The sequence below is a fragment of the Rhodococcus erythropolis NBRC 15567 genome (genome assembly GCF_001552595.1).
In the GTDB taxonomy this organism is placed as follows: Bacteria; Actinomycetota; Actinomycetes; order Mycobacteriales; family Mycobacteriaceae; genus Rhodococcus_F; species Rhodococcus_F erythropolis.
The window spans coordinates 62,832-86,642 of record NZ_BCRM01000008.1; the positions used below are offsets into that span (position 1 = coordinate 62,832).

Consider the following 23,811-nt stretch of genomic DNA (forward strand, 5'->3'; position numbering starts at 1 on the left):
CGACAGAACGGATCAGCGCTACAACTCGGAAGCCAGCGGAATTTCCTTCTCCGCACGGTCCGTCATCCACTCACGTAGGACCTTGGTAGCAATGACGTCGTCCTCGTTGTATTGCAGGATGCGTGTCCGCTGCGTCTCGTCCGGCTCACCGTCGTAGCCGACCGCCTCGCGGTACCACGCCATCGACGCTTCACCACCGGCTTCGGCGTCACGCCAGTTGAACCCGGCGACGGGGGCAATCTTCTTGAGCCCCTTGCCGTTCGGGCAGATGAACTGATCGCTCACCGCTTGATAGATGTCGACCCACTGCGGACTGTCGATGAACTCGCGGATCTCGTCCTTGCTCGGAATCCCGGGCTCACCGGCAAACCTGCGCGCCGAGTCCAACAACCACTTGTCCTCGGCCGAACGCGAATAGCAGTACGCGGCAAAGGTTTTACCCGAAGCAGCGGCTGCGGCACGCTCCGCCATCAGCCAGCCCCAGAACTCCGCGAACGACCGCGCCTCGTCACGCGTCGGCAGCGGATCCCACGTCGCAAATCCTCGATACATCGAGAAGCCACCGACATTGAGCAGCGTTCCCCACAGGTAGGCGCCGTGCTCCTGATAGCTCTCCATGTCGACGTCGATCTCGATGTCCGCCCGAGTCACCGAGATCTTCTCGAACCGCCGCACCAACGGAGCATCTGCCAACCACGCCTTGGCGATCACGACTGCGTCGTCGAAATTTCCGTGCGGCCAATCCTCGAGCGGCTCACCGTCCCAGGCGGCCAGCTGATCGATCGTGTTACAGCCGACGTCGCGCAGAAGCTCCGCTCGCGATCCGACAGCCACCAGGCTGACATCGCGGTTGCGAACCAACTCCTGCTTGCATTCGGTCCACCACGGGCACGACTTGCACTCGCTCACCTGTGACGGAGACGTCAGCACCTCACCGCGGGCAACAGCGATACGGTCGGCGAAACGCTCGTCGTAGTCGTCGAGAATCGCACTGAGGTCGTGGACGAGGACGCAGTCTCCGTTGTATCCGATCGCGCCTGCCGTGAGCGACGGGCTCGCCAGCCCACGACGCGCGAGCATCCGGTAGACCTGCGCGACGCGCATCTGATCGCGGACCTGACTGCGGACCTTGCGTTTGGGATCGACCGCGGGCTCCCATTCGAAGAGCCCCGAGGTGATCGCGCCCTGGCCGGGATCGGTCACCTTGTGATTGACGACAATGACGGGGATGTACCCGCCGCCCTCGTCGTCACGGATGAGCATTTCGCAGCGGCCCTTGCGTCCGGTGTCGCGCTCGACCGGCAAGACCGCGCCCCAGATCCGGTCCGCGCCGGCCTCACAGGCAGCAAGTGTGTCGCGAGCCTGAGCCGACGCCGATTGATCGGGGTTGATCTTCACCCAACGCTCGGGAGCAGCGCCGATCACCAGTTCGGCGATCTCCGTGCGCTTCGCGATCGCGGCATCCTGGCGCTGCTTGACGCCGGTGTCGACGGGTTCCGAAGCCGATTTCCCGGGAAACAACCCGTCCAGACGCACCCGATGACGGCATCGGGTCAACGCCCCCGAATCGATGATCGGGAGCTGGGGCGCGGGGTTGTTAACGGAACACACGATGACGAAGATTATGTGCTCCCCTAGGCTGAAGCCGAAGCGCAGGTACCTGGCAACACACAAACACCTGGAAACGGGGTCCTTTTCGATGGGGTTGTTCAAGAAGCGAAAGTCTCGTGCCACCCGCAAGGCGGAGGCAAAGGCTCTCAAGCACAAGGCTGAGGTCGAGGCGAAGCTCAACGCCAAGAGCCAGCGTAAGCGCGACAAGGTCGAGACCAAGTCGCTCAAGAAGCTGGAGAAAGCCGAGATCGAGTCACAGCACAAGATCGAAAAGGCGCAGATCGCGACCCTGAAGGCGCAGGAGAAAGCCGCTGCGAATCAGGGCCTGACTGTCGCCAAGGTGCGTAAGTACCTGGGTGTGGCACGTCTGCTTGCTCCCGTTCTCCTGCCGATCGCCTACCGCGCTGCCACGGCTGTGCGCGCCCAGCTCGACACCACGCGCGCGCAGAAGATGGGCATCGCCGTCGACCAGCTCGGTGACTACACCGGTCACGGCGCGAAGTTGAGCGCTCGTATCGCCGGTGCCGAGAGCTCGGTCACCGAGATCCTCAGCCGCAAGCCCGACGACGCGGAGACGCAGCGTTTTGCCGCCGCCATCCGCGAGCGCCTCGGCGATCTCAGCACGGCAGTTCGCGCTGCCGAGCAGATGCCGCAGGCTCGCCGTAAGGCAGCTCACCAGGCCATTTCTTCCGAACTCGACGGCGTCGAAGCAGATCTGCTCGCACGTCTCGGCGTGCGCTAGACCTGAGAACGCCAGTGAGAGCAGCCGAGCAGACCGCGCCCCTCCGGGGGATCTCTGTCGGTTCCGCTTCGGCTGCTCTCGCTGTCGCCGCGCATGGAATCGGCGGAGGCGAGCTGCCACAGTCGTCGTCGCTGACCCTGCTGCTCGCCGTCTGCGCAACCGTCGGCGCCGTGACGGCCACCCTTCCCGCCCTCTCCCGGGGGCCCGCTGCCCTGATCGTGGCTCTTGGCCTGGGTCAGCTCGCCGCGCACACCACCATGACGCTCTCCGAGCACGCTCATTCGCCCGCTCCGGGATTGGTGATGCTCGGTGCTCACGCCGGTGCCACCGTCGCCTGTGCGGTGGCGGTCCTGGCCGCCGAGCGCCTCTACCGCGTTGTCACCCACGCTCTCCACGTCGTCCTGGCGTCCCTGGCTCCCGCCGCCGTCACTTCCCGCGGCCACACCGTCTCGACCGGAATCCATCACGGACCCGTCGACGCCCTTCTTCGCGCCAGCATCTCGCGGCGCGGTCCTCCTGCCCTGGTCTGAAGATTCGTAGAACTCCCCACCCCTTCACCAGACCAAGAGGACACTTCCCGACATGAAGAACACCCTGATTTCGCGTGCGGTTGTCACGACCGTCGCTACCGGCAGCGCTGTGCTGCTGGCCGCCGGAATTGCTTCAGCACACGTCAGCGTCGTCGCACCAGGAGCTACGCAGGGCGGATACTCCGTTCTCACGTTCCGCGTGCCCACCGAATCCGACACCGCTTCGACCACCAAGCTGACGGTGGGCCTCCCCGACCTCAAGTCGGCACGCACCGAACCGATGCCCGGTTGGACCGCCGTCGTCGAGAAGGACCCCACCTCGCTGGTCGCGAAGTCCGTGACCTGGACGGCCGACCCCGGCGTCGGAATCGCCCCCGGCCAGTTCCAGCAGTTCGTTCTTTCCGCCGGCCCGCTGCCGGAGCAGGAAGAGGTCGAGTTCAAGGCCGTGCAGACGTACAGCGACGGCAACGTCGTCAACTGGGATCAGGAAGAACTTGCCGACGGCAGCGAGCCGGACAAGCCTGCGCCGACGCTGACTCTCGCCGCATCCACCGGCGATGCTCACGGAGCGCCTGCTGCCGATAACACTGCCGAGACGTCCGCTGCATCCGAATCTTCTTCGTCAGACAACACCGCGCGCTGGCTCGGCGGCGTCGGCCTGGTGCTCGGCGCCTTGGGCGCTGCACTCGGCCTCGGCGCACTGGTCAGGAGCAAGCGCTGATGAGTACCCGGATCAAGGTCATCGCCGTCGGCATGCTCGCGATGCTGGCCACGATGCTCGGAATGGGCACGGCCAGTGCGCACTCCGCGGTTGTCGGCTCCAACCCGGAAAACGGCGCGTCCATTCAGGTTGCGCCTGACAAGGTTTCGGTCACGTTCAACGAGGCTCTGCAGGCGCAGTTCGCGGCGCTGACGGTCACCGGCCCGGACGGCAACCTCTGGACCAAGAGCGATCCGTCCGTCGAAGGACCCACTGTCAGTGCAGACCTCGGCGATCTCGGGCCGACCGGCGTCTACACCATCGCGTACCGAGTCACTTCCGCCGACGGCCACCCCGTCAACGGAACTCTGACCTTCACCCTCACCGAGGCGGGGTCGGGCACTCCCGGCGCTGCCGCTGCGTCGAGTACGGGTGAGTCGGAGTCCGGCAGCATGCCGGTGTGGATCTTCATCGTCGCCGGCGTCGTCGTGTTCGGCGGTGCGCTGTTCTTCGTGCTGCGTAAGCCGAAGTCGAGCTGATCGCGTGACGGGTACGGCAAACAGGTGGTGGTTGCTGTTTGCCGTACCCACAGCTCTGCTGGGAGTCCTCATCGCCTGGGGCCTCGCGAGCCCGTCGGGACCCGAATCGTCGAGCACTGTCCGCGTTCTCGCGATCGGATGCGGCTCGTTGACGCTCGGCATCGCGACGCTTGCCTGGATGGGCCGCAGTGAACGCCGCCCGGCAACAACCCCCGCCGTCATGTGGACTCAGCTCACCGCGGCGGCAGCGGTTTGGCTCGTCGCCGAGATCACGCTCCTCGTGCTCAATGCCGCAGCCGCAGACGGCGCCCCGGTCACCTCACTGACCATCGGGCACTTCGGCGCATTCGTCTCCGAGGTCAACGTCGGCCGCGTCGGTGTCGCGATCATCGCGTGCGCGTTTGCCGTGGTCTGTTACGGCATCTACGGGTTCACCAATCCCGAGGCGGTGCCCGTCGCACCGGCATTGGTCGTCTCCGCGTTGGCGCTCGCCGCCCGCCCGATCACCGGGCACATGGCGCAGCAGAGCTTCGGATCGATCCTCGACGCCGTTCACGTCCTCGCTGCGGCCTTGTGGTTCGGCGTGCTCGCCGCACTCGCGCTTGCCGTACCGTCGCGCGGTGCCTGGGCGATCTGGTTGCCCAGGTACTCCGCCCTCGCCTGGCGATGCGTCCTCGCGTTGGTCGTCACCGGTATCGTCAACGCCGTCGTGCGACTCGACTCGCTCTCCGCCTTCTACGACACCGCTTACGGCCGGGTGATCCTCGCCAAGATCGTGGCGATCGCAATGCTCGTCGCGCTGGGATGGTGGTGGCGCCGGACATGGGTGGTCGCAAGTGCTGCACACCGCATGAGTTCGGACGGATCCCTGCGCCGCGCCATCGGTGAAGTTGTCTTCATGGCCATCGCATTCGGGCTCGCCGCGGCCCTTGCGACAACTGCGTAAGACGTGCCTCAGCACAAGATTTCGTGACCCGCACATTTAACGTTTCACGTCGAGATTTAACCTCTACGTGAGTTTATTTTCCCAGCTTGCGGCGGTTTCCGGCCACCCTTAGCGTTGCTCGCATGACGGAGGCCCAACGCTCGTTTCTCGTCTGCGCTTCGCAGCGCAGTGGCAGTACTTTGCTGGTCGAATCCCTGCGAGCAACAGGGGTCGCGGGTGAGCCGGAAGAGTTCTTCCAGTACCTCCCCGAGACCTCGCGTTCGCCGCAACCGAGGCAGTGGTTCGAAGACGTCACGGACGAGTCCGTCCTGGGGCTGCTCGCCCCGTTCCACCCGGGTACGCCGGACACCCGCACCTCCGAGCAGTGGCGCACACAACTTCTCGAACTCGGCCGAACACCCAACGGAGTCTGGGGCGGCAAGCTGATGTGGAATCAGACACCGCTCCTGCTCGATCGCGCAGCCGGATTGCCGTGGCGCAGTGGGACAGATCTACGTTCCGCACTCCACGACACTCTCGATCACGACCTGCAGTTCATCCACGTCTATCGAGAAGATGTTGTCGCTCAGGCTGTATCGATGTGGCGAGCCGTGCAGACGCAGGTCTGGCGCGACGACGCGACCCCACCGAATCTCTCGGACGGTGCGCAGTACAACGCGCTCGGAATCGCACACCTGGTGACGATTCTCGGTGAGCAGGAACGACAGTGGAAGCGCTGGTTCGAGGAAGAGGACATCTCCCCCATCGAGATCGGGTTCCGCGATCTCACCGAAGACCCGCAGTCCGTGGTCGCAAAAACCCTCATTTCCCTCGGTCTCGACGGACAACTGGCCCCACCACCGCCGCTGCGTCGTCAGAGCGACGGACGCTCCCGCGAATGGGTGCAGCGTTATCGCATCGACGCAGAACAGAACGGATACCCCGTCACATGAGCACCGTCACCGATGTCGTCGACGAACTCCGAGTTCTCGAATCCGAAGCGGTTCACATCATTCGAGAGGTGGTGGCAGAACTCGAAAGACCGGTACTGCTCTTCTCGGCCGGCAAGGACTCGATAGTCCTGCTTCGACTCGCCGAGAAGGCGTTTCGACCCTCCCCACTCCCTTTCCCGGTCCTACACGTCGACACCGGTCACAATTTCGAGGAAGTCATCGAATTTCGCGACCGCCGAATCAAGGAGGGCGGGCACACACTTCTGGTTGCTTCCGTTCAGGATTCGATCGACCAGGGTCGAGTGCAGGAGTCGACCGAGACCAGCGGATCGCGAAACCGCCTGCAGACCAGAACTCTGCTCGACGCTCTCGAAGGCGGGCGATTCGACGCCGCATTCGGCGGCGCCCGCCGGGACGAGGAACGTGCGCGAGCCAAGGAGCGAGTCCTGAGCTTCCGTGACGAGTTCGGCCAGTGGGACCCTCGGGCGCAACGGGCCGAACCGTGGTCGCTCTACAACGGTCGGATCAGACGCGGAGAGTCCGTTCGTGTCTTCCCGCTGAGCAACTGGACAGAACTCGACATCTGGCGCTACATAGCCCAGGAGGAACTGGAGTTGCCGCCCATCTATTTCGCGCACGAACGGCGGGTATTCGAGCGCGACGGAATGCTCCTCGCTGCTTCGGAATTCAGCACCGACGCCGAGAACGCCGCGGCAACGACCGAGTGGGTGCGATATCGAACCGTCGGCGATCTGACCATCACCGGCGCCGTTCGATCGCACGCCACCACCATCGACGACGTCGTCACCGAGATCTCGGCCGCGACGGTTTCCGAACGAGGCGAGACTCGCGCAGACGACCGAACCTCGGTCGCCGCGATGGAAGACCGAAAGCGTGAGGGCTACTTCTGATGACCACCACCATCACTCGCCAACTCCTGCGGCTGGCCACGGCGGGTAGCGTCGACGACGGCAAGAGCACGCTGATCGGCCGACTGTTGCACGACACCGACAGTCTGCCTACCGATCACCTCGATTCCGTGACCGACGAGCACGGAGTCGCCGACCTGGCTGCACTCTCCGACGGATTGCGCGCCGAGCGTGAACAGGGCATCACGATCGACGTCGCGTACCGATTCTTCTCCACTCCGACCAGAAGTTACGTACTCGCCGACACCCCGGGACACGAGCGCTACACGCGCAACATGTTCACCGGAGCATCCAACGCCCACGTAGCGGTCCTGCTGGTCGACGCGAGGACCGGCGTGCTGCGTCAGACGCGTCGACACGCCAGAATCGCAGCGCTACTGGGTGTTCCGAACCTTGTGGCCGTGGTGAACAAGATCGATCTGGTGGGCTTCGACGAAGCGAGATTCGCGCAGGTACAGGAAGAATTGCGGGTATTGGCACGCCAGCTCGGGCGAGGCGACGTACTTGCCATACCCGTCTCCGCGAAAGCCGGCGACAATGTCGTGACCCGCTCGGAGAACACCGAGTGGTACAACGGGCCGACACTTCTCGAATACCTCGAAGGCGTCGAACTCCATGCGCCCGCAACGCACATCGAGGAACTTCGGCTTCCCGTGCAGTGGGTTTCGCGCCCCGATCCGCAGAATCGGCGCCGGTACACCGGCCGAATTTCGGCGGGCACACTGAGCGTCGGAGACGAGGTAGTGGTACTGCCGTCCGGATCGAAGAGCACCGTGATCAGCCTGGACACCCTCGACGACAACCGCAGTACTGCCGTTGCACCACTGTCAGTTTCGGTGGAACTGGCCGACGACATCGACGTCGGACGTGGCGACGTTCTGGTCAGCGGCGGTGCGCAGGCCCATTTGCCGGTTCTGGCCCGAGAACTCGAAGCCACGATCTGCTGGTTGTCGAACACTCCACTGCGAGCCGGCGATCGGATAGCGCTCAAACATACTTCCCGGACCGTGCGCGCGACCGTTCAAGAACTGCACACCCGACTCGACCCCGAGACGCTCGACGAGCAGGACAGCCCAGTCGAACTGGGGCTCAACGACATCGGAACGGTCACGCTCCGAACCAGTTCCGTGGTGGTCGCCGATACCTACGACCACAATCGGGACTCCGGCGCTTTCATTCTGATCGACGAGCAGAGCAACGACACCGTCGGCGCCGGCACCATTCTCGAACCACGCGTCGTCGTTCCCGGTGAGCAGACCCGCAACGACATCAAGTGGCATCCGTCTTCACTCGAACGTCAGCGGCGGTGGGCGTCGACGACCCAGAAGGGCGCGACGATCTGGTTGACCGGCCTGCCTGCCTCCGGAAAATCCACCGTCGCTGTGGCTGTCGAACGTGCGCTGGTCGACGCGGGACGCACCGCGTATCTCCTGGACGGTGACAACGTCCGCCACGGTATCTCCGACGATCTCGGGTTCTCGCCGGGAGACCGGGCCGAGAACATCCGGCGCGTCGGGCATCTCACTCGGCTGTTCGCCGATGCCGGCGTCGTGGCCATCGCGTCGATGGTCTCGCCGCTGCGTTCGGATCGAGCAATTGCGCGTGCTCTCAACGAAGCTGCCGGGCTCACATTCCTCGAAGTTGCCGTCACCACTCCCGTCGAAGAATGCGAACGCCGAGATCCCAAGGGCCTGTACGCGCGTGCGCGGGCCGGTGAACTGAAGGGGCTCACCGGAATCGACGCACCGTACGAGACTCCGGAGGACCCGGACCTGGCTTTCGACACGACAGGCGCTGACATCAACGAACTGGTCGGGCGGGTCATCGCATTGTTGGAGGAGCGCGAAACCGCTAGGCCCTAGGGGTTTTCGGTGTCCGACTCGAGGTAACCGCGGTCCGCACTGTAGGCGGACCGCACGTTGGGTCGGACACCGATCTTCTCGAGGTACGCCGCCATGCGATGCACCGCCATCGCGCTTCCCAATGCCTCGTCCGGGAGACGATCATCCGTTTCGGCGCGCCACGTGTGAAGCTGCGAGGACAATTCCGCCTGTATTGCCGAGACTTCCGGTCGATCGATCAGATTGATCTTCTCGTCGGGGTCGGCACGGAGGTCGTACAGCTCCCGGGGTGCGCGTACCGCCAGATGCTCGGTGCCGAGCGCCTTTCCGGAAAGACTGTCCTCTATGTCGAGCGGTAGATCCAGAGCGGGGCGGACGGCGTAGTTCTCGATGTAGCTGTAGTCCTTGGTGCGCACCGCGCGAATGGGATCGAAACTGTCGTGAAAGGTCTTCTCCGTGAACAAGGAGGTTCGGACAGGTTCGGACGGCTCGGTTCCACGATCGACGAGGGCATCGGCGTGCGAGCGCCCTTCCACCTCGGTGGGGACGTCGATACCGAGGAGATCGAGAATGGTCGGAACAAGATCCACACCGCTGAACAGCGTCTCGTATTCCTTTCCGCCACTGCGATACCGAGCCGGAGGGCGAGCGATCAACGCAATGCCGGTGCCGGGGGCGTAGAGCGTCGACTTGGCACGTGGGAACGCGGCGCCGTGATCGGTGAGAAAGAAGACCCACGTGTTCTCGTCGAGCCCCTCTTCCTCGAGGGTCCCGAGCAGATCACCCACCGCGGCGTCGGCTACCTCTACGCTGCCGTGGAATTCGGCCAGGTCCTCGCGTACCTGCGGCACGTCGGGAAGATATCCGGGCACCTCCAGCGCTGCGGTGTCCGCCGGGGTATAGCGATCGGCCGGGTACGGCCGATGCGTTTCGAAGAACCCCGTGGTGAGAAGGAAAGGCTCGGGCGGGAAGCGTCGTAGCCAGTTCTGGGCGCGCGGAACCACGTAGTCGCAGAACGAGTTCGTGACGTCGTACTCGTGATAGCCAAGCCGCTTCGGGTACGCAGTCTCGTGCTGCATGCCGAAGAGCGAGGTGTACCAACCGTTGTCGGAGAGGATCTGCGGAAGCGTCTGCACCTCAGCGTGGTACTCCCAGCCGTGGTGCGCCAACCCGATCAGACCGTTGTTGTGCGGATACCTGCCCGAGAAGAGAGAACCGCGCGAAGGTGAGCACAGCGGCGCCGTCGCGTGTGCATCGGTGAACCGGATGCCCTCTGCCGCCAGCCGGTCCAGGTTGGGGCTGTTGACCCCGGCGACACCGTAACTCGCGAGGTGTCGGCCCAGGTCGTGCCAATGAATGATCAGGACGTTATCTCGCGCAGCCGACACGTGGGCAAGGCTAGTTGCCCTGCCCACGTGCGGCAACAGCTCGAATCAGCAGGATCTCAACTGTTTCTGCCGAGCTGCCTGATCCAGGCGCGGGTGTCGGCGGGATCGATGACATCGTCCAGTTCGAACGTGGTGGCCGCCATCAATGCCTTGCCCTGTGCGTAGGCCAGTTCCACGAACTGACCGAACAGAGTTTCCCGAGCCTCCGGGTCTTCGACGGATTCGAGTTCCTTACGGAAACCGAGGCGCACGGCACCTTCCAGACCCATCGGCCCGATCTCGCCGGTCGGCCACGCCACCGTGAACTCGGGTGCGTGGAAGGAACCACCGGCCATCGCCATGGCGCCCAACCCGTAACCCTTGCGCAGGATGATCGTTCCGAACGGCACCGTGAGGCGAGCACCGGCTACGAAGAACCGGCCGAACCTTCGGACCGTCGCCTCCTCCTCCGAGTCCGGGCCCACCATGAATCCCGGTGTGTCGCAAAGGGTCACCAGAGGGATGCGGTGCGCTTCGAGCAGTTCCAGGAAATCCGAAGCCTTGTCGGAGGCTTCCGCGTCTATCGCTCCGCCGAGATGCTCGCTGCTGTTCGCCAGCACACCGTACGGAACTCCTTCGACACGAACGAGTGCCGTCACTACACCGCGACCGTAATCGCGACGCAGTTCCAGGACACTGTCGACGTCCGCGATCGCCTCGATCGCTCCACGAACGTCGTACGAGCGCAGGCGATTCTCCGGCACCACATGCCGGGAGAGCCGCGGATCCGGAGCCGTCCACGCCTGGCTCGCACCCTGGAAGTAGCCGAGGTACTGCTTGGCCAGCGCCACCGCATGAGCGTCGTCGTCAGCCACCAGGTGTACGACGCCGTTACGGCGCTGCACGTCGATGGGGCCGATGTCCTCGGGGCGGAAGTTTCCGAGCCCGCCGCCCTCGACCATGGCAGGGCCGCCCATGCCGATGTTGGCGTCGGGCGTCGCGATCAGTACGTCGCAGGCGCCGGCCAGGGCCGCGTTGCCCGCGAAGCAGCGGCCGGACACGACAGCGACCATGGGTACGCGGCCGCTCAGCGCCGCCATGGCACGGAAGGTTCCCAGTTCCAGGCCCGCTCCCGCCCCTGCATCGGTGTCACCGGGGCGACCACCGCCGCCTTCCGCGAACAGCACTACCGGAACTCGCTTGCGATCGGCGATCTCGAGCAGGCGGTCGGTCTTGGCGTGATTGCGCATGCCCTGGGTACCGGCCAGCACCGAGTAGTCGTACGAGATCACGACGCTCTCGCCGCCGCTGATGGTCGCCACTCCGCCGATCAGACCGTCAGCAGGAGTGTTGGCGATCAAGTCTTCCTCGCTTCGCCGACTGCGCTGCGCAGCCAGTGCGAGAGCGCCGTACTCGACCAGGCTGTCGTCGTCGACCAGGTCGTAGACGTTCTCGCGAGCAGTCCGCCGCCCCAGCTTGTGGCGCTTCGCCACTGCCGCGGGCCGCGCCGCGTCGAGGGTCACCTCATGACGAGCGATGATTTCGGCGAGGTCCGGACGTACGTCGTCGAGGTCCACCTCGTCGACCTCGGCGAGCTTCGATCCCGCGCTTGCGCTACGGACGACGAGCAACGGTTCGCCCGCACTCACCGATCTCCCCGGTGACGACAGGACCCGGACCACTTCGAGGTCACCGGGCGCCGAGAGAACATGCTGCATTTTCATCGCTTCGAGGACGGCGACCTGGCCACCCGCATGGACGCCGTCACCGACTGCGGCAAGTTCGACGACGATTCCCGCCATCTGTGCACGGACCACGTCCTCGTCCGGCGCCACGTCCACACTCGCGGAGGGAGCTTGTGGGCCCGCTTCGGGAACGAGGTCCGCCAATCGAGAACCCAACCAGTCGACGTCGACCAGGCCGTCGCGGAAGTCCTTGTCCGACAGTAGTGCCTGCAGGAATTCGAGGTTGGTCGCCACGCCGTCGATGGTGAACTCACTCAAAGCAGCAATCGACTTGCGCACAGCGGCAGGAAAATCCGATCGATGCGTGTGGGTGACGACCTTCGCCAGCAGCGAATCGTAACGCGCACTCGGCGAGAGTCCGACCGTACCGAAGGTGTCCACTCGCACGCCGGGTCCGCCCGGAGGAGTGAAGTTGTCGAGCGTGCCGGAGGACGGTAGCGCATTGCCGTCCGGCGTCATGGTTTCCATGTTGACGCGCGCCTGTATCGCGATCCCCGACGCCGACGCCACGGATCCGACTGTCTCCGAAACCTTCTCGACAGCAGTGATTCCGGTTGGCAGGTCCAGGTCCTCGAACGGAACTCCGTCCGCGATAGCGAGTTGCACGGCGACGAGGTCGATTCCGGTGACCTCTTCGGTCACCGTGTGCTCCACCTGAATTCGGGGATTGACTTCGAGGAAGACGAATCCGCGTTCCTCGACCAGGAACTCGACCGTCGCGATGCCTCGGTAGCCGACCTCGGCGCACAGCCTTGCGGCCGCAGCGTGAAGACGCTCGCGCAGGGCCCCCGACAGCCCCTGCGCGGGCGCAACCTCGATCAACTTCTGATGCCGACGTTGGACGCTGCAATCACGGTCACCCAGAGCGAGCGCGTGGGTTCCGCCTTGCCCCGGCGCCGCCACGATCTGCACTTCGATGTGCCGAGCGTGCTCACTGAGTACCTCGGCGAACAGTGCCGAACTGCCGAATCCCGACTGGGCTTCGGCCGCACACACACGGTACGCGTCGTCGAGCGCTTTCGGGTCGCGCACCGCGCGCATGCCGCGGCCACCGCCGCCGCTGAGCGCCTTGATCATGATGCCGCGGGAGTTGCGCTCGAAGAATTCACGCACCTCGTCGAGGTCGGCGTTCGCCGATGTCGACGGCAGGACCGGTACGCCGGAGTCGACCGCCGCAGTGCGGGCGCTGGCCTTGTCGCCGAAAGTCCGGAGAACCTGGGCGTCCGGGCCGACGAAGACGATGCCCGCCTCGGTACACGCCTGCGCGAATTCGGCATTCTCACTGAGGAATCCGTAGCCCGGGTGCACGTGCGTGGCGCCCGTTTCGGCCGCGATCGTCAGCAGTGCGCTCTGATCCAGGTACGCGGATGCGCCCGACGCTCCGAGCGGCACCGACTCCGTGGCCGCCGCGACGTGCGGACTGGACGCGTCGTCCGCGGCGTACACCGACACCGTTTCGATCCCGAGTTCACGGGCAGTTCGAATGATCCGCAGCGCGATTTCGCCGCGGTTCGCAATCAGCAGTCTCACTTGTCCCCCTGAGTGCGCTCGAACAGATCGCCCTTGCGCACCTTTCCTGTTGCAGTCATCGGAAGCGCCTCGAGCACTTCCACTTCGGGCACCTTGTACGTAGCCATGTTCTCCTTGGCCCACGAGACGATCTCATCGGCCGCGGTGTCGGAACCCTCGACCAGCTGGACAAACGCAAAAGCCACCTGCCCCTTGTCCGGGTCCGGTTTCGGTACCACCGCAGCCTTTTCGATCGCGGGATGCAGCATCAGCAGCGCTTCCACCTCGGAGGGAAAGACACTCATGCCGTTGGTCTTGATCATTTCCTTGTTCCGCGCCAAATAGTGCAAACCGCCACGCTCACTGAACTTTCCGACGTCACCGGTCTGCAGCCAGCCGTCACGGATGGCGTCGGCGGTGGCCGCCTCGTTGCGGTAGTACGCGGAAAGGATGGACGGGCTGCGCACGATGATCTGCCCGTGCTCGCCGACGGGAACCGGCCTGCCGTCGTGATCGACGATCAGAACGTCGGTGCCGGGCACCGGAATTCCGCAGAACACCGGCTCGCTTTTCAGGTCGTAGTCGCCGTCCTGGAAACCGAGAGTGATCGTGTCCGCGGTGTGGGTTTCGGTCATGCCGTAGCTCGCTTCGCGCAGAACACCGCCGGTAGCCTCGCGCCACCGCTGGCGCGTGGCCGGATCGAGTTTGAGAACAAACGAGACTGCCATGGCGTTCTGGAGTGTCGAGAGATTTCGCTCCGAGAACCCTGATGTGTCCATCAGTTCGACGTAATTGTCGACGGTTCCGACCAGCGAGGTCACACCGTAGGTCTCGACCGCGTCGAGCGTGGTCTCCGCATCCCAACGATTCAGCAGGACAACGGTTCCGCCGTTGACGAGCGGAACCAGAATGCCGAAGTCCTCACCCGCGATCCAGAAGATCGGCAGAAACACCAGGGATACCGGCGGATTGGCGCCCACCTGGTCACCACCGGCAAGCGTCGCGGTGGCCGCGGTGTAAACCATGTGGCGCTGAGTGTGCTCACAGCCCTTGGGCATTCCCGTCGTTCCGCCCGTGTAGTTCAGGGCGGCGAGGGAATCGAGTTCGGTGGCAACGGGAGTCGCTCGCTCACTGGTGATGATCGACTGCCAGTCGCTCAGGCGCGGATCGTCGACCTCGAAGGGCAGTTCGACGGTGGGGATCGCAGTCAGCATGTCCGATACTGCGGTCTTCGCGACGTGTTCGAGTGAAGTCTGTGAGCGAACCTTCTTCACCAGCTTCGAGAAAGTGTTCTGCGTCAGTAGGACCTTGACGCCGGCATCGTTGAGTTCGTGAATCAATTCGTGTTCACGGAAGAGCGGATTGATGGGCGCGTGAACCGCACCGACCTTGAGAATGCCGAGCATCGCGATGTGGAACTGCGGGCAGTTGACCAGGTGAACGCCGACACGATCACCTCGTTCGACTCCGAGTGAAAGCAGCCATCCGGCAAAACGATCCGAAAGCTCGTCGTACTCGGCGTACGTGATGACGCGGCCGTAAAAGACGATTGCGGGAGTATCCGGCCGCTCGAGCGCCCAATGCCGCAAGTAGTCGACAAGTCCCCCGCCTTCGAGCGGATACTCGACGGAGCGGGGAATCCCGGCGGGCCAATGCGCCTGCTGCAGCGCAGTGATTTCCGCCAGAGCCGCTTCGAGCACGTCTTGTTCTGCCACCGATCACTCCATTCGTAAAAGAAATCTATTTCGACTCTTCGAACCCGATCAACCGTTCGGACATCGTCGTCATATCTGCAATGAACTGGTTCTGCTCTTCGACACTCGCCTTACTCAGTCGTGCTCCACCGGCCATCTGTGCGTCCGAGATCATCTGAACGAGCACCGGGGGCGAAACGCAGGGATCTACATCGTGAACCTGTCGAATACGTTCGACGAAGCGTACGTAGCGGCTCACGAGCTTTTCGCGAACTGCTGACCAACTGCGCTCGACCTCGGAATCCACCCGCGCCCGGTGCTCGATCACCGCGAGCAGGTCCCCGTAGGTGTACACGGCCGTGATGAACGCCGACGTGGTCGTTCTGAGAACTTCGCGTAGATCCTCGGCCGCTGGCCCCTCCATGTGCTGGGCGTCGAGAAACCGTCGGCACATCATTTCGGCGACGGCACGAAAGACCTCGTCCTTCGACGAGAAGTACGCGTAGAAGGTCGCTCGGGACACATCGGCCCTGGTGGTAATGGTCTCGACGGTCACGGCGTCGTATCCGAGTTCGCCGAAACAGAGGGCAGCGGTGTCGAGCAGGCCCGCCCGACGTGGACCGTCCCCGAGCTTGCGGGCTGTCCGCGCTCGCTCCTGCGTTTCGCTGGTGGTCACCGTCACAGTGTGTGTTGACGTTGACGTCAATGTCAAGAATTGCGGCATCCTCGCCGCCGTTCTCGTCGGCTCAGTCGCGAAGATGGGCGAGAAGAAAATCGTCTCCCGGATCACCCGTGGGGCCGGCGACATGGTCGGCCCGGCGATCGTCGTCGTGGTGATCGGTGCGGCAGCGGTATTCGAGTAGTTCAGGCGTGGTGGGCCTCGCGTGCCGCCGTCTCCAGACGGTCGTTGTACTCGGCCCACCACGCCTCATCACCGGGAGCCAGATTGTTGTCGCCCGCCTTCATCCCAGCAGCTCCGTCGATCAGCTCCCGCACGATGTCCGCGTGGCCGGCGTGCCGATGGATCTCGGTGACAACGTGAACGAGTATCCGGTGCAATGTGACGTCGCGACGATCCTCCGGCCAGTGCTTCACGAAGCCGGGGGCGTCCAGATCGTGCTGCTCGATCGTGGCGTCAGCGAAAGCCCAGGTGCGGCGATAGGTTTCGACGATGTCGGCACTGGACTCATCGGCGCGGGCCCACATGTCGACGTTGAGTTCCTCCGAACGCAACCACGCCGGTAGATCGGGAACCCGACGGCCGAACGTCGGACCGAAATACCCGAGCTCGACGCCGATCATGTGTTTGACCAGTCCCAACAAGTTGGTCCCTGTCCGGGTCATCGGACGCCGAATGTCATACTCCGACAGCCCGTCGAGCTTCCAGACGAGCGCGTCACGTGCTGCCTGCAGGTACCGCTGGAGATCTTCCTTTTCCGAGTTGGTGGTCATGAAACCAACCTAAACCGAGTGGAGCAGACATTGACAGCGGTGGAGGATCTGACCGAGGTTGCCTCCCGGGCCGTCGCCGCCGAGCGTGACGCCCGGTCGGTGCGCTGGCACAACCCGGCAGCCGTCCGCAAGGCTGCCGCGTCCGTGCGTGATTCGCTCGACGACGAACGATCAGCGCTGAGCCGACCGTCGTACAGCGGTTTGTCGCCGTCGCCGCACATGGCTCGCCAACTCGAACTGATCACGACGTTGCAGCCGCCGCTGCCCGCCGACGCCGGCATCAGCACCGCCGCGCAGGCCGAGGCCGACGCCGTCGCCGCGGTGACCACCGCGCGGATAGCCTTGCGCGCCGCCCACCTTGCGGTTCTCGAAGCACGCGTCGCCGCGCTCGATGCCGGAGATACCGAAACCGTCGCCGCCGCGATCCGCGGTTACGTCCCGCTGAACTCGGGCAACCCCGTCGTCCGGCACGTGCAGGGTCTCGGCTCCCGGATCCGTGAGGAAGCACGGCACGTCGTGAGTGGCAAGCCTCGGTCGATCGCTTTTCGACTGGGGCTGAGCCTCGGAATGGGCTTGGCGTACCTGGCATTCATTCGCCTCTTCCAGTGGGACGCCAAGGAAGATCGACTGCCTTACCTTGCGCTGTACGCACTCTCGGGTGTGGTCGGAAGCGTCGTGTGCACCAATGCGCTCAGCTTCGACGCCGGCCGCGTCCGTGCTGCTTTGTCCGGCGGAACCAGGCTCTGGCACGTCCTCGTCGCGAAGAATGCGATGATGCTGCTTCTCGTCGGCAGCGCCGGGTTCCTGCTCAGTGCCATCCTCGCGTGGCGCTCCGGAAGCAGTGCTGATCTGGTGAAGGCGTGCGGTCAGGTACTGACCATGATCCTGCTGTGGCTCGGCGTCGCCAACGTGATGTCCGTGGCCTTGCCGCTGCGGGCCGAACCGATGACGGCGAGGCGCCACGACGGCACATGGAAGCAGTTCCTGCTGTCTTTCGTCATCTCGTACGGTGTCGGACTGATCGTCAATCTGATGCTCTACTGGCGAGTCTGGGCGAAGACGACGCTGCTCGAGCAGATGGGCGGTCCGTGGATTCCGGTCCTGCTGCTCCTCGCGAGCGCGGCCGCGACGTGGCTGTTGCTGACCGTCCTGGCCGTACTCCTGGCCGAGCAACCACGCTTCCGGCGCGCCTTGCAACGGGAGATGGTGGTCTACCGCGAAGAAACCAACCACTTGCAGGCGACCATTCAGCACAATTCCGGCTAATGTAACCGTGCGTGGCTGATCCGGGCACGCCGCGAGTACACGCAGTGTCGAGGAAGGCGTGACCCATGATGTCCGTAAAGCCTGGCGCAGCCGATACGTCGGCCGCCGTAACCACCGCCTCCTGGCTACCACTGATCGTGGTGGTCCTCACGCAGATTCAGGCGTCGTTCGCCGTCAATGCGCTGACCGTCTCGATGGCCGGCATCACCACCGATCTCGACACTCCTGCAACAAGTGTCGGCACCGCGATCACCGCAGGCACCTTTGCCATGGCTGCCTTCATTCTGCTGGGCGCCAAGATCGGCGCCCGCTACGGGACGCGTTTGGTCTTCCAGATTGCCGTCGCGATTCACGGTCTCGCGATGGCTGCGGTCGCTCTGAGCCAGAGCCCGGCAATGCTGTTCGTGGCGCAAGCCGCGTCCGGCGCCGTGATCGCTCTCATCGCCCCCGCGTTGACGGTTTTCATCGCCACGAACTTCAATGGCGATCAGCAGGCAAAGGCCATCGGTTACCTGGCAGCAGCAATCCCCGCAGCCGGTGTGCTGGCACTACTCATCGCCGGTTCCTTCGCGACGACCATCGGGTGGCGTTACTCCTTCGCCCTCGTCGTGGCGCTCGCCGTGGTCAACCTGGTCCTGAGTTTCCGTGTCAAACCTGTTCCCCCGCAGAAGGACATCACCATCGATTGGGCCGGCGCCGCACTGGCTGCCGTTGCCGTCATCCTGCTCAGCTTCGGTTTCAGCGGCCTGAACTCGTGGGGCGTCATCCTGGCCACCGACGCTGCGCCGTTCTCGGTCATCGGTGTTTCACCCGCGGCCATCCTGATAGTCCTCGGCACCATCTGCGCGCAGGGATTCTTCCAGTGGACGCGAAGCCGCAAGGCGCAGAACAAGCCTCAGCTCTTCAACCTCGACGTCCTCAAGACCGGCGCCGAGCGCGCCACCACGATCTGCATGGCGACGATGATGTTCGTGGGAACCGCGGCCAACTTCCTCATTCCGCTGTACATGCAGATCATCCAGGGCCGCAGCAGCTTGCAGACGTCGTTCTCGATCATCCCGTACACACTCTCGATCTTCATCGCGAGCACCGTCGTCGCGCGCCTGTACAAGACGTACTCCCCGCGTCTGATCGCACGAGCCGGGTTCGTCGTTGTTGCCGCTGGACTCATCCTGTTGGCCTTCACCATTCGTGGTGACTGGCATCAGATCTTTGTTGTCATCGGCCTTATCACCCTCGGCCTCGGGCAGGGCGCCATCGTTGCGCTGGTGTTCAACACCCTCCTCACCGCAGCTCCCAAGGAACTGGCCGGTGACGTCGGCGCCTGGCGAGGACTGGTACACAACATGTCCGGCAGTGTCGGCATCGCGGTGGCCAGCGTGTTCGCCGTCGGAATCCTCGGTACCCTCGTCAGCTCGCAGCTGATCGACAACCCCACCATCCCGGCATCGCTCAAGGTCGAGTCAGGGATCAATCTCGACCAGGTCAACTTCGTCCCCAACGATCAACTCGTCGTGACGCTCGAAAACACCTCCGCGACACAGGCACAGATCGACGAAGCCATCCGGATCAACACCGAAGCGCGCCTGCGCGCACTGCGAACCTCGCTGCTCGTACTCGCCGGGCTCTCTCTGCTCGCCATCATTCCGGCCGGGCGCATGCCCAACGAAGTACCTGCTCTGGACGAACCGCAACCCACGAAGGGCAAGAAGTAACCGATGTCCAACCAAGACCAATTCGGTCCGATCGAATACGTTGCCGTCGAGTTTCCCAGCGGTGCACCGACCTCCGCGGGATTCGAGCAGCTGCTCACTCTCGTCGACTCCGGAGTGATCCGCATCCTCGACCTCGAGTTCGTCACCAAAGCCGCCGACGGATCGGTATCCGTCGTACCCGCGTCCACCTTCGAACTCGCAGATTTCGATTTGGCGCAGTTCGACGGCGCTGCCTCCGGACTGCTCGACGCCGGCGACATCGCTGCCGTTGGTGACGAGTTGGCCGCCGGAAGTGTTGCCGCCGTACTCGTCTACGAGGAACTGGCAATACTGCCGGTCATCGAGGCCTGGACCCGCAGCGGCGCAAAGGTTGTCACCGAAGGTCACCTGAGCGTGGACGAACTGGCTGCTGCACTGGACAACACCGCACCGGATACCACGGAGAAGGACGCATGAGTTTCTTGAGGCGAGCCGGCCGCGTAGCCGTCGCAAGCTCCATTCACGGCAATGTTCAGCGCCGTCAGCGGACCCGTTGGGCCGCCGAAGATCAGGCCCGCGCAGCGCAGGTCCAGCCGGTGCCGCCGATTCCCGATCTACCGCCCCTCCCGCCGCAGGCAGCTCCGGCAGAATCGGAAATGTCGATGGACGCGAAGCTCGAACAGCTCACCAAGCTGGGTGAACTCAAGAACGCCGGCGTATTGACGGAGGCCGAGTTCGAGACCCAGAAGGCGCGCATCCTCGGCTGAACTAGCTGGGCCGCCCGAGTGCAAAAGCCATGACGGGAAGCTGCGTCGTCGCGAGATTCAACAGAGATGCCACTCGGGCATCGGTGAATCCTGCGATGGCGCAGCCCACAAGTCCCATCGCCTCGGTCACAAGGTACAGATTCTGAACCAGCACACCGGCATCCACGTGCATCGTGCGGTAGTGCCGCATCGCGTACTTCTCGAGCGGCGCTTCCACGTCGGCGACCACAAACAGAAGAACCGGGAACACGTCGACGAACTCGGGCTGGAGAAGGCTCGCTCGAAGGTTTCCTTGTACGCCACCCGGCCGAACGGCCTCAGCACGGCCTTCCTGGATGTACCGGTACACCCCGGCTCCAAGCGAGTGTCCGGGTTGGCTGACAACAAACGACAGCGTCAGTTCGCGCATCCCACCGGCCGTCGGGCTGCTGACCAGACTGTGGTGCAGCACATTTGAAAGCTCATCGATTCCCAAAGCAACTTGCGCTGGGTTGTAGTGGCTCCGTCGTGCCTGCAAGATATCCGGAAAGCCCTGGGCCGGCAGTGGCGTCGGCGCCGGTAATTCAACGAACTCAGACGTCACCGGCGGCAGGGCGGCCTCGTCGAACAGTAGCTCCGACGGAGCCACCGTCCGGTCAAGCGCAGCATGCAGCGATACGACGGCCTCGACCCGCTCGAGGGCGGTCAAGACCTCACGAACCCGGGTGCAGCAGGCGAGATACCTCGGCAGCTCCGTCGATCGACACCAACTCACCGGCGAACCACGCCTCCGGGACGGCAAAGATCGCATTCGACGTCGCGGCAGGCGTCCCGGCAAATGCGGTGCGAGCAGCCTCGAGTGTGGATTCCCGAGCCGACTCGGTGGAGTAAACGACAAGAATTGCCTGCGGCGACTTCGCGAGTATCGATTCGGTGGCTACCTGGCCGAAGTACTTCCCATCCGGAAGGTCGCTCTCGTAGAGGTTCTTTCCCCCGGCCGCCTCGAGCACGCTGCTGTAGAGGCCCCTCGCCAGAGCGTAGGACTGCCCCTCCGAAACCTGAACCATCACAGTGGGAACCGGCTCCTTCCCGGCCACGGATGCCTCGGTTTCTGCGAGCGACTTCTTGCCATCTGCCAGGAGAATTGCTGCTTCGTCACTTGTTCCGGTCAGGGCACCGAGACCGTCGATGTCGGACCAGACGTCGTCGATCCGCCCCTCGGTGACCGCCTTGTGGCAGTAGCCGCTGTTCACGAAGATCGGGATGCCGAGGTCACGCAATTCGTCCATGCTCTGCAGTCGGTCACCGTCGAACCAATATTCCCCGTCGGAGACGATCAGATCCGGACGGGCGTCGAGCAACGCTTCTTTCGCGGGAACTCCGGTGCTCAGTACCGGCACGGCCGCGAACTGATCCGCGAGTTCGGGGCTGGGAGGAGAGAGATCGGTATTCGATTGTCCGACAATGCGGTCGGCGGCACCGAGTTGAATCAGAAGCTCCGTCATCGACGGATACAGCGAGACAATCCGCTCCGCCGTCTTGGGCAACGTGACCTCGCGGTCACAATTGGTGACGGAAATCTTCTCGGACGACGACGTCGCCGAATCCGCCGTGGAGTTTCCGCATGCGGTCAGTACTGCAGTGGCGGTAACGGCCGAGCACAACAGCGCGGCAGTACGTATCGAGGATTTCAAGACACTGCTTCTTTCGTGTGTAGTAGCGGAGGGGCGAACGAGAGCAAGGGACGCCCGGTCAAGGGGTGAGTGCCGAGATGCACCTGAACCCCGAATACTTCGGACAGCAGGTCCTCGGTGAGGACCTCGGCCGTTGGTCCTGTCGCGACAACTACCCCGCCGGAGAGCAGACAGACGTAGTCGCAATATGCTGCGGCCAAGGCGAGTTCATGGATCGCGACAATCGTCGTAGTACCGAGTTCGGCGACCAATTCCATCAATTCGAGTTGAGCTCGGATGTCGAGGTGGTTGGTGGGCTCGTCCAAGACCAGCACCGAAGGTTGTTGAGCGATCGCCCGGGCCAACATCACACGCTGCTTTTCTCCGCCGGACAGTTCGGCGAAGAGTCGTGATCCGAAGCCGTGCATACCGGTTCGCGCCAGGGCGGCACTGACGATGTCCCGGTCGATTTCACCGAGTCGAGAGAATGCGCTGTGATGCGGCGTCCGGCCCGTCGCCACCACCTCGCGGACGCTGAACGAGAAGTCGGATGAATGCTCCTGCCCCACAACACCGATGATGCGTGCTGCTGATCGGGGCGAGAGATCGTCCCAAACATTCACCTCGTCCACCTTCACGATTCCGCTTCTCGGCTTCATCGAGCGATACAACGCGCGCAGGAGGGAGGACTTTCCACTACCGTTCGGCCCGACGAGTCCGACCACGCTCCCCTCGGGCGCTTCGAGATCTACGCCGGAAACCACCAGACGCCCACCTCGAACGACGTGAATCCCGCTGGCCGACAATCTCATGACTGCGCACCTCCGTCGCGTCGAAGTAACCAGAGGAAGAACGGGGCACCCAATCCGGCGGTGATGATTCCGAGCGGCAATTCGTTGGGCGCATCCAACATCCGAGCCGCAAGATCGACGATCACCAGGAAGGTTGCACCGACCAGCGCGGTTGCCGGCAGCAGCTTGCGGTGGTCGGATCCGACCAGGAGTCTTACGGCGTGCGGCACGAGTAGCCCCACGAAACCGATTCCGCCGGCAACGGATACAACAACCGCGGTCAGCAACGACGCGATCACCAGTAGTAGCAACCTGGTACGGCGCACGTCGACGCCCACCGATTGCGCGCTCTCGTCTCCCATAGCCAGCGCGTTGAGTTGGCGAGACTGCGTCAACAGCACTGCCGCACAGACGGTGATCACTGCGGCGGGCACACCGAGATCCGACCAACCTGCCCCGCTCACCGAACCGAGTAACCAGAAGAGCACTCCCGAAAACTGACTCGGATCGGCGCGCAACTGCACAAAACTTGTTGCAGCCGAGAGCAGATAGCCGATGGCAACTCCGGCCAAGACCATGCGCAGCGGGACAAGCATTCCCTCGCGCCGACCCAGTACGAGAACCGCGATCAGGGAAACCATGGCCCCCAGGAAGGCTGCCACCGGAACACCGATCGACAGGCCGGTTCCGATGCCCGTCGTCATGATCAGCACTGCGCCGAAGGACGCTCCCGAACCGACACCCAAGATGTACGGATCGGCAATCGGATTGCGCACCAACGCTTGCAGCACTGCGCCGGCCAGTGACAACCCGGCACCCGCCAGTGCTGCGATCAGAATGCGCGGGACCCGCAGTCCCCACACGATCCGGTCGAGTAGCGGGTCGACCGGCGGCCCACCGGCGTGCGCGTACAACACCGCGAATACGTCGGCGAAGGACAGCGACGCAGCGCCCGACCACACCGCGACGGTGGAGACGGTGGCAAGAACCACGGCCGTGGCCAACAGAAACGGGACGTATCCGCGGTCGCCGACGGGATGCGCACGCGACGGGGCATCAGGTACTGCTTCGCTGGTCAGCGTCATCGCACTCCTGAATAGGTAG

At 63.9% G+C, this 23,811-nt stretch carries 23 protein-coding genes; 13 read left to right on the plus strand and 10 right to left on the minus strand.

Annotated features, from left to right (window positions below; genetic code table 11):
* Window positions 1-18: 18 nt before the first annotated feature.
* Entirely contained in the window at window positions 19-1,575 is a 1,557-nt protein-coding gene (locus tag RE4_RS13180) for a TM0106 family RecB-like putative nuclease (RefSeq protein ID WP_060938781.1), read from the minus strand.
* 124 nt (window positions 1,576-1,699) lie between these two features.
* Between RE4_RS13180 and RE4_RS13185 the strand changes: the two genes are divergently transcribed.
* The 8 genes from RE4_RS13185 (at window position 1,700) to cysC (ending at window position 8,791) form a co-directional block, all read left to right on the plus strand.
* Window positions 1,700-2,353, plus strand: coding sequence for a DUF6474 family protein (locus RE4_RS13185; RefSeq protein ID WP_003944178.1), 654 nt, complete (start codon window positions 1,700-1,702; stop codon window positions 2,351-2,353).
* 14 nt (window positions 2,354-2,367) lie between these two features.
* Entirely contained in the window at window positions 2,368-2,883 is a 516-nt protein-coding gene (locus tag RE4_RS13190; protein WP_060938710.1) for a hypothetical protein, read from the plus strand.
* A gap of 52 nt (window positions 2,884-2,935) precedes the next feature.
* Window positions 2,936-3,604, plus strand: a complete 669-nt coding sequence (locus tag RE4_RS13195) for a YcnI family copper-binding membrane protein (protein WP_060938711.1) — start codon at window positions 2,936-2,938, stop codon at window positions 3,602-3,604.
* The gene (locus tag RE4_RS13200; RefSeq protein ID WP_020905707.1) at window positions 3,604-4,122 is read left to right on the plus strand and encodes a copper resistance CopC family protein; all 519 of its coding nucleotides are present in this window, start codon (window positions 3,604-3,606) and stop codon (window positions 4,120-4,122) included. Before RE4_RS13195 ends, RE4_RS13200 begins: the two co-directional genes overlap by 1 nt.
* Before the next feature lie 4 nt (window positions 4,123-4,126).
* The gene (locus RE4_RS13205) at window positions 4,127-5,068 is read left to right on the plus strand and encodes a CopD family protein (RefSeq protein ID WP_060938712.1); all 942 of its coding nucleotides are present in this window, start codon (window positions 4,127-4,129) and stop codon (window positions 5,066-5,068) included.
* Between the two features lie 122 nt (window positions 5,069-5,190).
* Window positions 5,191-6,000, plus strand: coding sequence for a trehalose 2-sulfotransferase (gene stf0 / locus RE4_RS13210; protein WP_019746329.1), 810 nt, complete (start codon window positions 5,191-5,193; stop codon window positions 5,998-6,000).
* A complete protein-coding gene (gene cysD / locus RE4_RS13215) occupies window positions 5,997-6,911 on the plus strand; it encodes a sulfate adenylyltransferase subunit CysD (RefSeq protein WP_019746328.1) in 915 nt (304 codons plus the stop codon). Before stf0 ends, cysD begins: the two co-directional genes overlap by 4 nt.
* The gene (cysC, locus tag RE4_RS13220; RefSeq protein ID WP_020968064.1) at window positions 6,911-8,791 is read left to right on the plus strand and encodes an adenylyl-sulfate kinase; all 1,881 of its coding nucleotides are present in this window, start codon (window positions 6,911-6,913) and stop codon (window positions 8,789-8,791) included. The genes cysD and cysC overlap by 1 nt, the downstream gene beginning before the upstream one ends.
* Here cysC and RE4_RS13225 read toward each other — a convergent pair.
* Genes RE4_RS13225 through RE4_RS13240 form a run of 4 tightly spaced genes read right to left on the minus strand, consistent with a single transcriptional unit; the run spans window position 8,788 to window position 15,767 of the window.
* On the minus strand, window positions 8,788-10,158 hold the full coding sequence (locus tag RE4_RS13225) for a sulfatase family protein (RefSeq protein ID WP_020905704.1): 1,371 nt from the start codon (window positions 10,156-10,158) through the stop codon (window positions 8,788-8,790). The genes cysC and RE4_RS13225 overlap by 4 nt on opposite strands.
* Before the next feature lie 56 nt (window positions 10,159-10,214).
* Window positions 10,215-13,412, minus strand: coding sequence for a carboxyl transferase domain-containing protein (locus tag RE4_RS13230; protein ID WP_060938713.1), 3,198 nt, complete (start codon window positions 13,410-13,412; stop codon window positions 10,215-10,217).
* Window positions 13,409-15,106 carry an AMP-binding protein gene (locus tag RE4_RS13235; protein ID WP_060938714.1) on the minus strand — a complete coding sequence of 566 codons (1,698 nt, stop codon included), beginning with the start codon at window positions 15,104-15,106 and terminating at the stop codon, window positions 13,409-13,411. The genes RE4_RS13230 and RE4_RS13235 overlap by 4 nt, the downstream gene beginning before the upstream one ends.
* Window positions 15,107-15,131: 25 nt before the next feature.
* The gene (locus RE4_RS13240) at window positions 15,132-15,767 is read right to left on the minus strand and encodes a TetR/AcrR family transcriptional regulator (protein WP_019746323.1); all 636 of its coding nucleotides are present in this window, start codon (window positions 15,765-15,767) and stop codon (window positions 15,132-15,134) included.
* Window position 15,768: 1 nt separating this feature from the next.
* Between RE4_RS13240 and RE4_RS13245 the strand changes: the two genes are divergently transcribed.
* Window positions 15,769-15,948, plus strand: coding sequence for a hypothetical protein (locus RE4_RS13245; protein WP_060938715.1), 180 nt, complete (start codon window positions 15,769-15,771; stop codon window positions 15,946-15,948).
* Window position 15,949: 1 nt separating this feature from the next.
* Here RE4_RS13245 and RE4_RS13250 read toward each other — a convergent pair whose 3' ends face one another.
* Window positions 15,950-16,537, minus strand: a complete 588-nt coding sequence (locus tag RE4_RS13250; protein ID WP_019746321.1) for a DinB family protein — start codon at window positions 16,535-16,537, stop codon at window positions 15,950-15,952.
* A gap of 18 nt (window positions 16,538-16,555) precedes the next feature.
* On the opposite strand from RE4_RS13250, the gene RE4_RS13255 reads away from it, so the two are divergent.
* From RE4_RS13255 to RE4_RS13270, 4 genes are all read left to right on the plus strand, one after another.
* A complete protein-coding gene (locus RE4_RS13255) occupies window positions 16,556-17,803 on the plus strand; it encodes a hypothetical protein (protein ID WP_060938716.1) in 1,248 nt (415 codons plus the stop codon).
* A 65-nt stretch (window positions 17,804-17,868) separates the two neighbouring features.
* The gene (locus RE4_RS13260) at window positions 17,869-19,518 is read left to right on the plus strand and encodes an MFS transporter (RefSeq protein WP_019746318.1); all 1,650 of its coding nucleotides are present in this window, start codon (window positions 17,869-17,871) and stop codon (window positions 19,516-19,518) included.
* A 3-nt stretch (window positions 19,519-19,521) separates the two neighbouring features.
* Window positions 19,522-19,974, plus strand: a complete 453-nt coding sequence (locus RE4_RS13265; protein WP_060938717.1) for a DUF6325 family protein — start codon at window positions 19,522-19,524, stop codon at window positions 19,972-19,974.
* Window positions 19,971-20,264, plus strand: a complete 294-nt coding sequence (locus RE4_RS13270; RefSeq protein WP_019746316.1) for an SHOCT domain-containing protein — start codon at window positions 19,971-19,973, stop codon at window positions 20,262-20,264. The genes RE4_RS13265 and RE4_RS13270 overlap by 4 nt, the downstream gene beginning before the upstream one ends.
* A 1-nt stretch (window position 20,265) precedes the next feature.
* On the opposite strand, the gene RE4_RS13275 is transcribed toward RE4_RS13270, so the two are convergent.
* Genes RE4_RS13275 through RE4_RS13290 form a run of 4 tightly spaced genes read right to left on the minus strand, consistent with a single transcriptional unit; the run spans window position 20,266 to window position 23,792 of the window.
* Window positions 20,266-20,952, minus strand: a complete 687-nt coding sequence (locus RE4_RS13275; protein WP_060938718.1) for a SagB family peptide dehydrogenase — start codon at window positions 20,950-20,952, stop codon at window positions 20,266-20,268.
* A gap of 4 nt (window positions 20,953-20,956) precedes the next feature.
* Window positions 20,957-21,937: an ABC transporter substrate-binding protein gene (locus RE4_RS13280; RefSeq protein ID WP_047889351.1), complete on the minus strand. Its 981-nt coding sequence runs from the start codon at window positions 21,935-21,937 to the stop codon at window positions 20,957-20,959.
* Window positions 21,934-22,728: an ABC transporter ATP-binding protein gene (locus RE4_RS13285; RefSeq protein WP_020968054.1), complete on the minus strand. Its 795-nt coding sequence runs from the start codon at window positions 22,726-22,728 to the stop codon at window positions 21,934-21,936. The genes RE4_RS13280 and RE4_RS13285 overlap by 4 nt, the downstream gene beginning before the upstream one ends.
* Window positions 22,725-23,792, minus strand: a complete 1,068-nt coding sequence (locus RE4_RS13290; RefSeq protein ID WP_060938782.1) for a FecCD family ABC transporter permease — start codon at window positions 23,790-23,792, stop codon at window positions 22,725-22,727. The genes RE4_RS13285 and RE4_RS13290 overlap by 4 nt, the downstream gene beginning before the upstream one ends.
* Window positions 23,793-23,811: the final 19 nt, after the last annotated feature.

Bases quoted from the DNA above. Each gene is read 5' to 3' on its own strand.
- stf0 (WP_019746329.1), top strand. From the start codon at position 5,191: ATGACGGAGGCCCAACGCTCGTTTCTCGTCTGCGCTTCGCAGCGCAGT.
- RE4_RS13270 (WP_019746316.1), top strand. From the start codon at position 19,971: ATGAGTTTCTTGAGGCGAGCCGGCCGCGTAGCCGTCGCAAGCTCCATT.
- RE4_RS13260 (WP_019746318.1), top strand. From the start codon at position 17,869: ATGATGTCCGTAAAGCCTGGCGCAGCCGATACGTCGGCCGCCGTAACC.
- RE4_RS13200 (WP_020905707.1), top strand. From the start codon at position 3,604: ATGAGTACCCGGATCAAGGTCATCGCCGTCGGCATGCTCGCGATGCTG.
- RE4_RS13185 (WP_003944178.1), top strand. From the start codon at position 1,700: ATGGGGTTGTTCAAGAAGCGAAAGTCTCGTGCCACCCGCAAGGCGGAG.
- RE4_RS13265 (WP_060938717.1), top strand. From the start codon at position 19,522: ATGTCCAACCAAGACCAATTCGGTCCGATCGAATACGTTGCCGTCGAG.
- cysC (WP_020968064.1), top strand. From the start codon at position 6,911: ATGACCACCACCATCACTCGCCAACTCCTGCGGCTGGCCACGGCGGGT.
- RE4_RS13195 (WP_060938711.1), top strand. From the start codon at position 2,936: ATGAAGAACACCCTGATTTCGCGTGCGGTTGTCACGACCGTCGCTACC.
- RE4_RS13250 (WP_019746321.1), bottom strand. From the start codon at position 16,537: ATGACCACCAACTCGGAAAAGGAAGATCTCCAGCGGTACCTGCAGGCA.
- RE4_RS13290 (WP_060938782.1), bottom strand. From the start codon at position 23,792: ATGACGCTGACCAGCGAAGCAGTACCTGATGCCCCGTCGCGTGCGCAT.
- RE4_RS13285 (WP_020968054.1), bottom strand. From the start codon at position 22,728: ATGAGATTGTCGGCCAGCGGGATTCACGTCGTTCGAGGTGGGCGTCTG.
- cysD (WP_019746328.1), top strand. From the start codon at position 5,997: ATGAGCACCGTCACCGATGTCGTCGACGAACTCCGAGTTCTCGAATCC.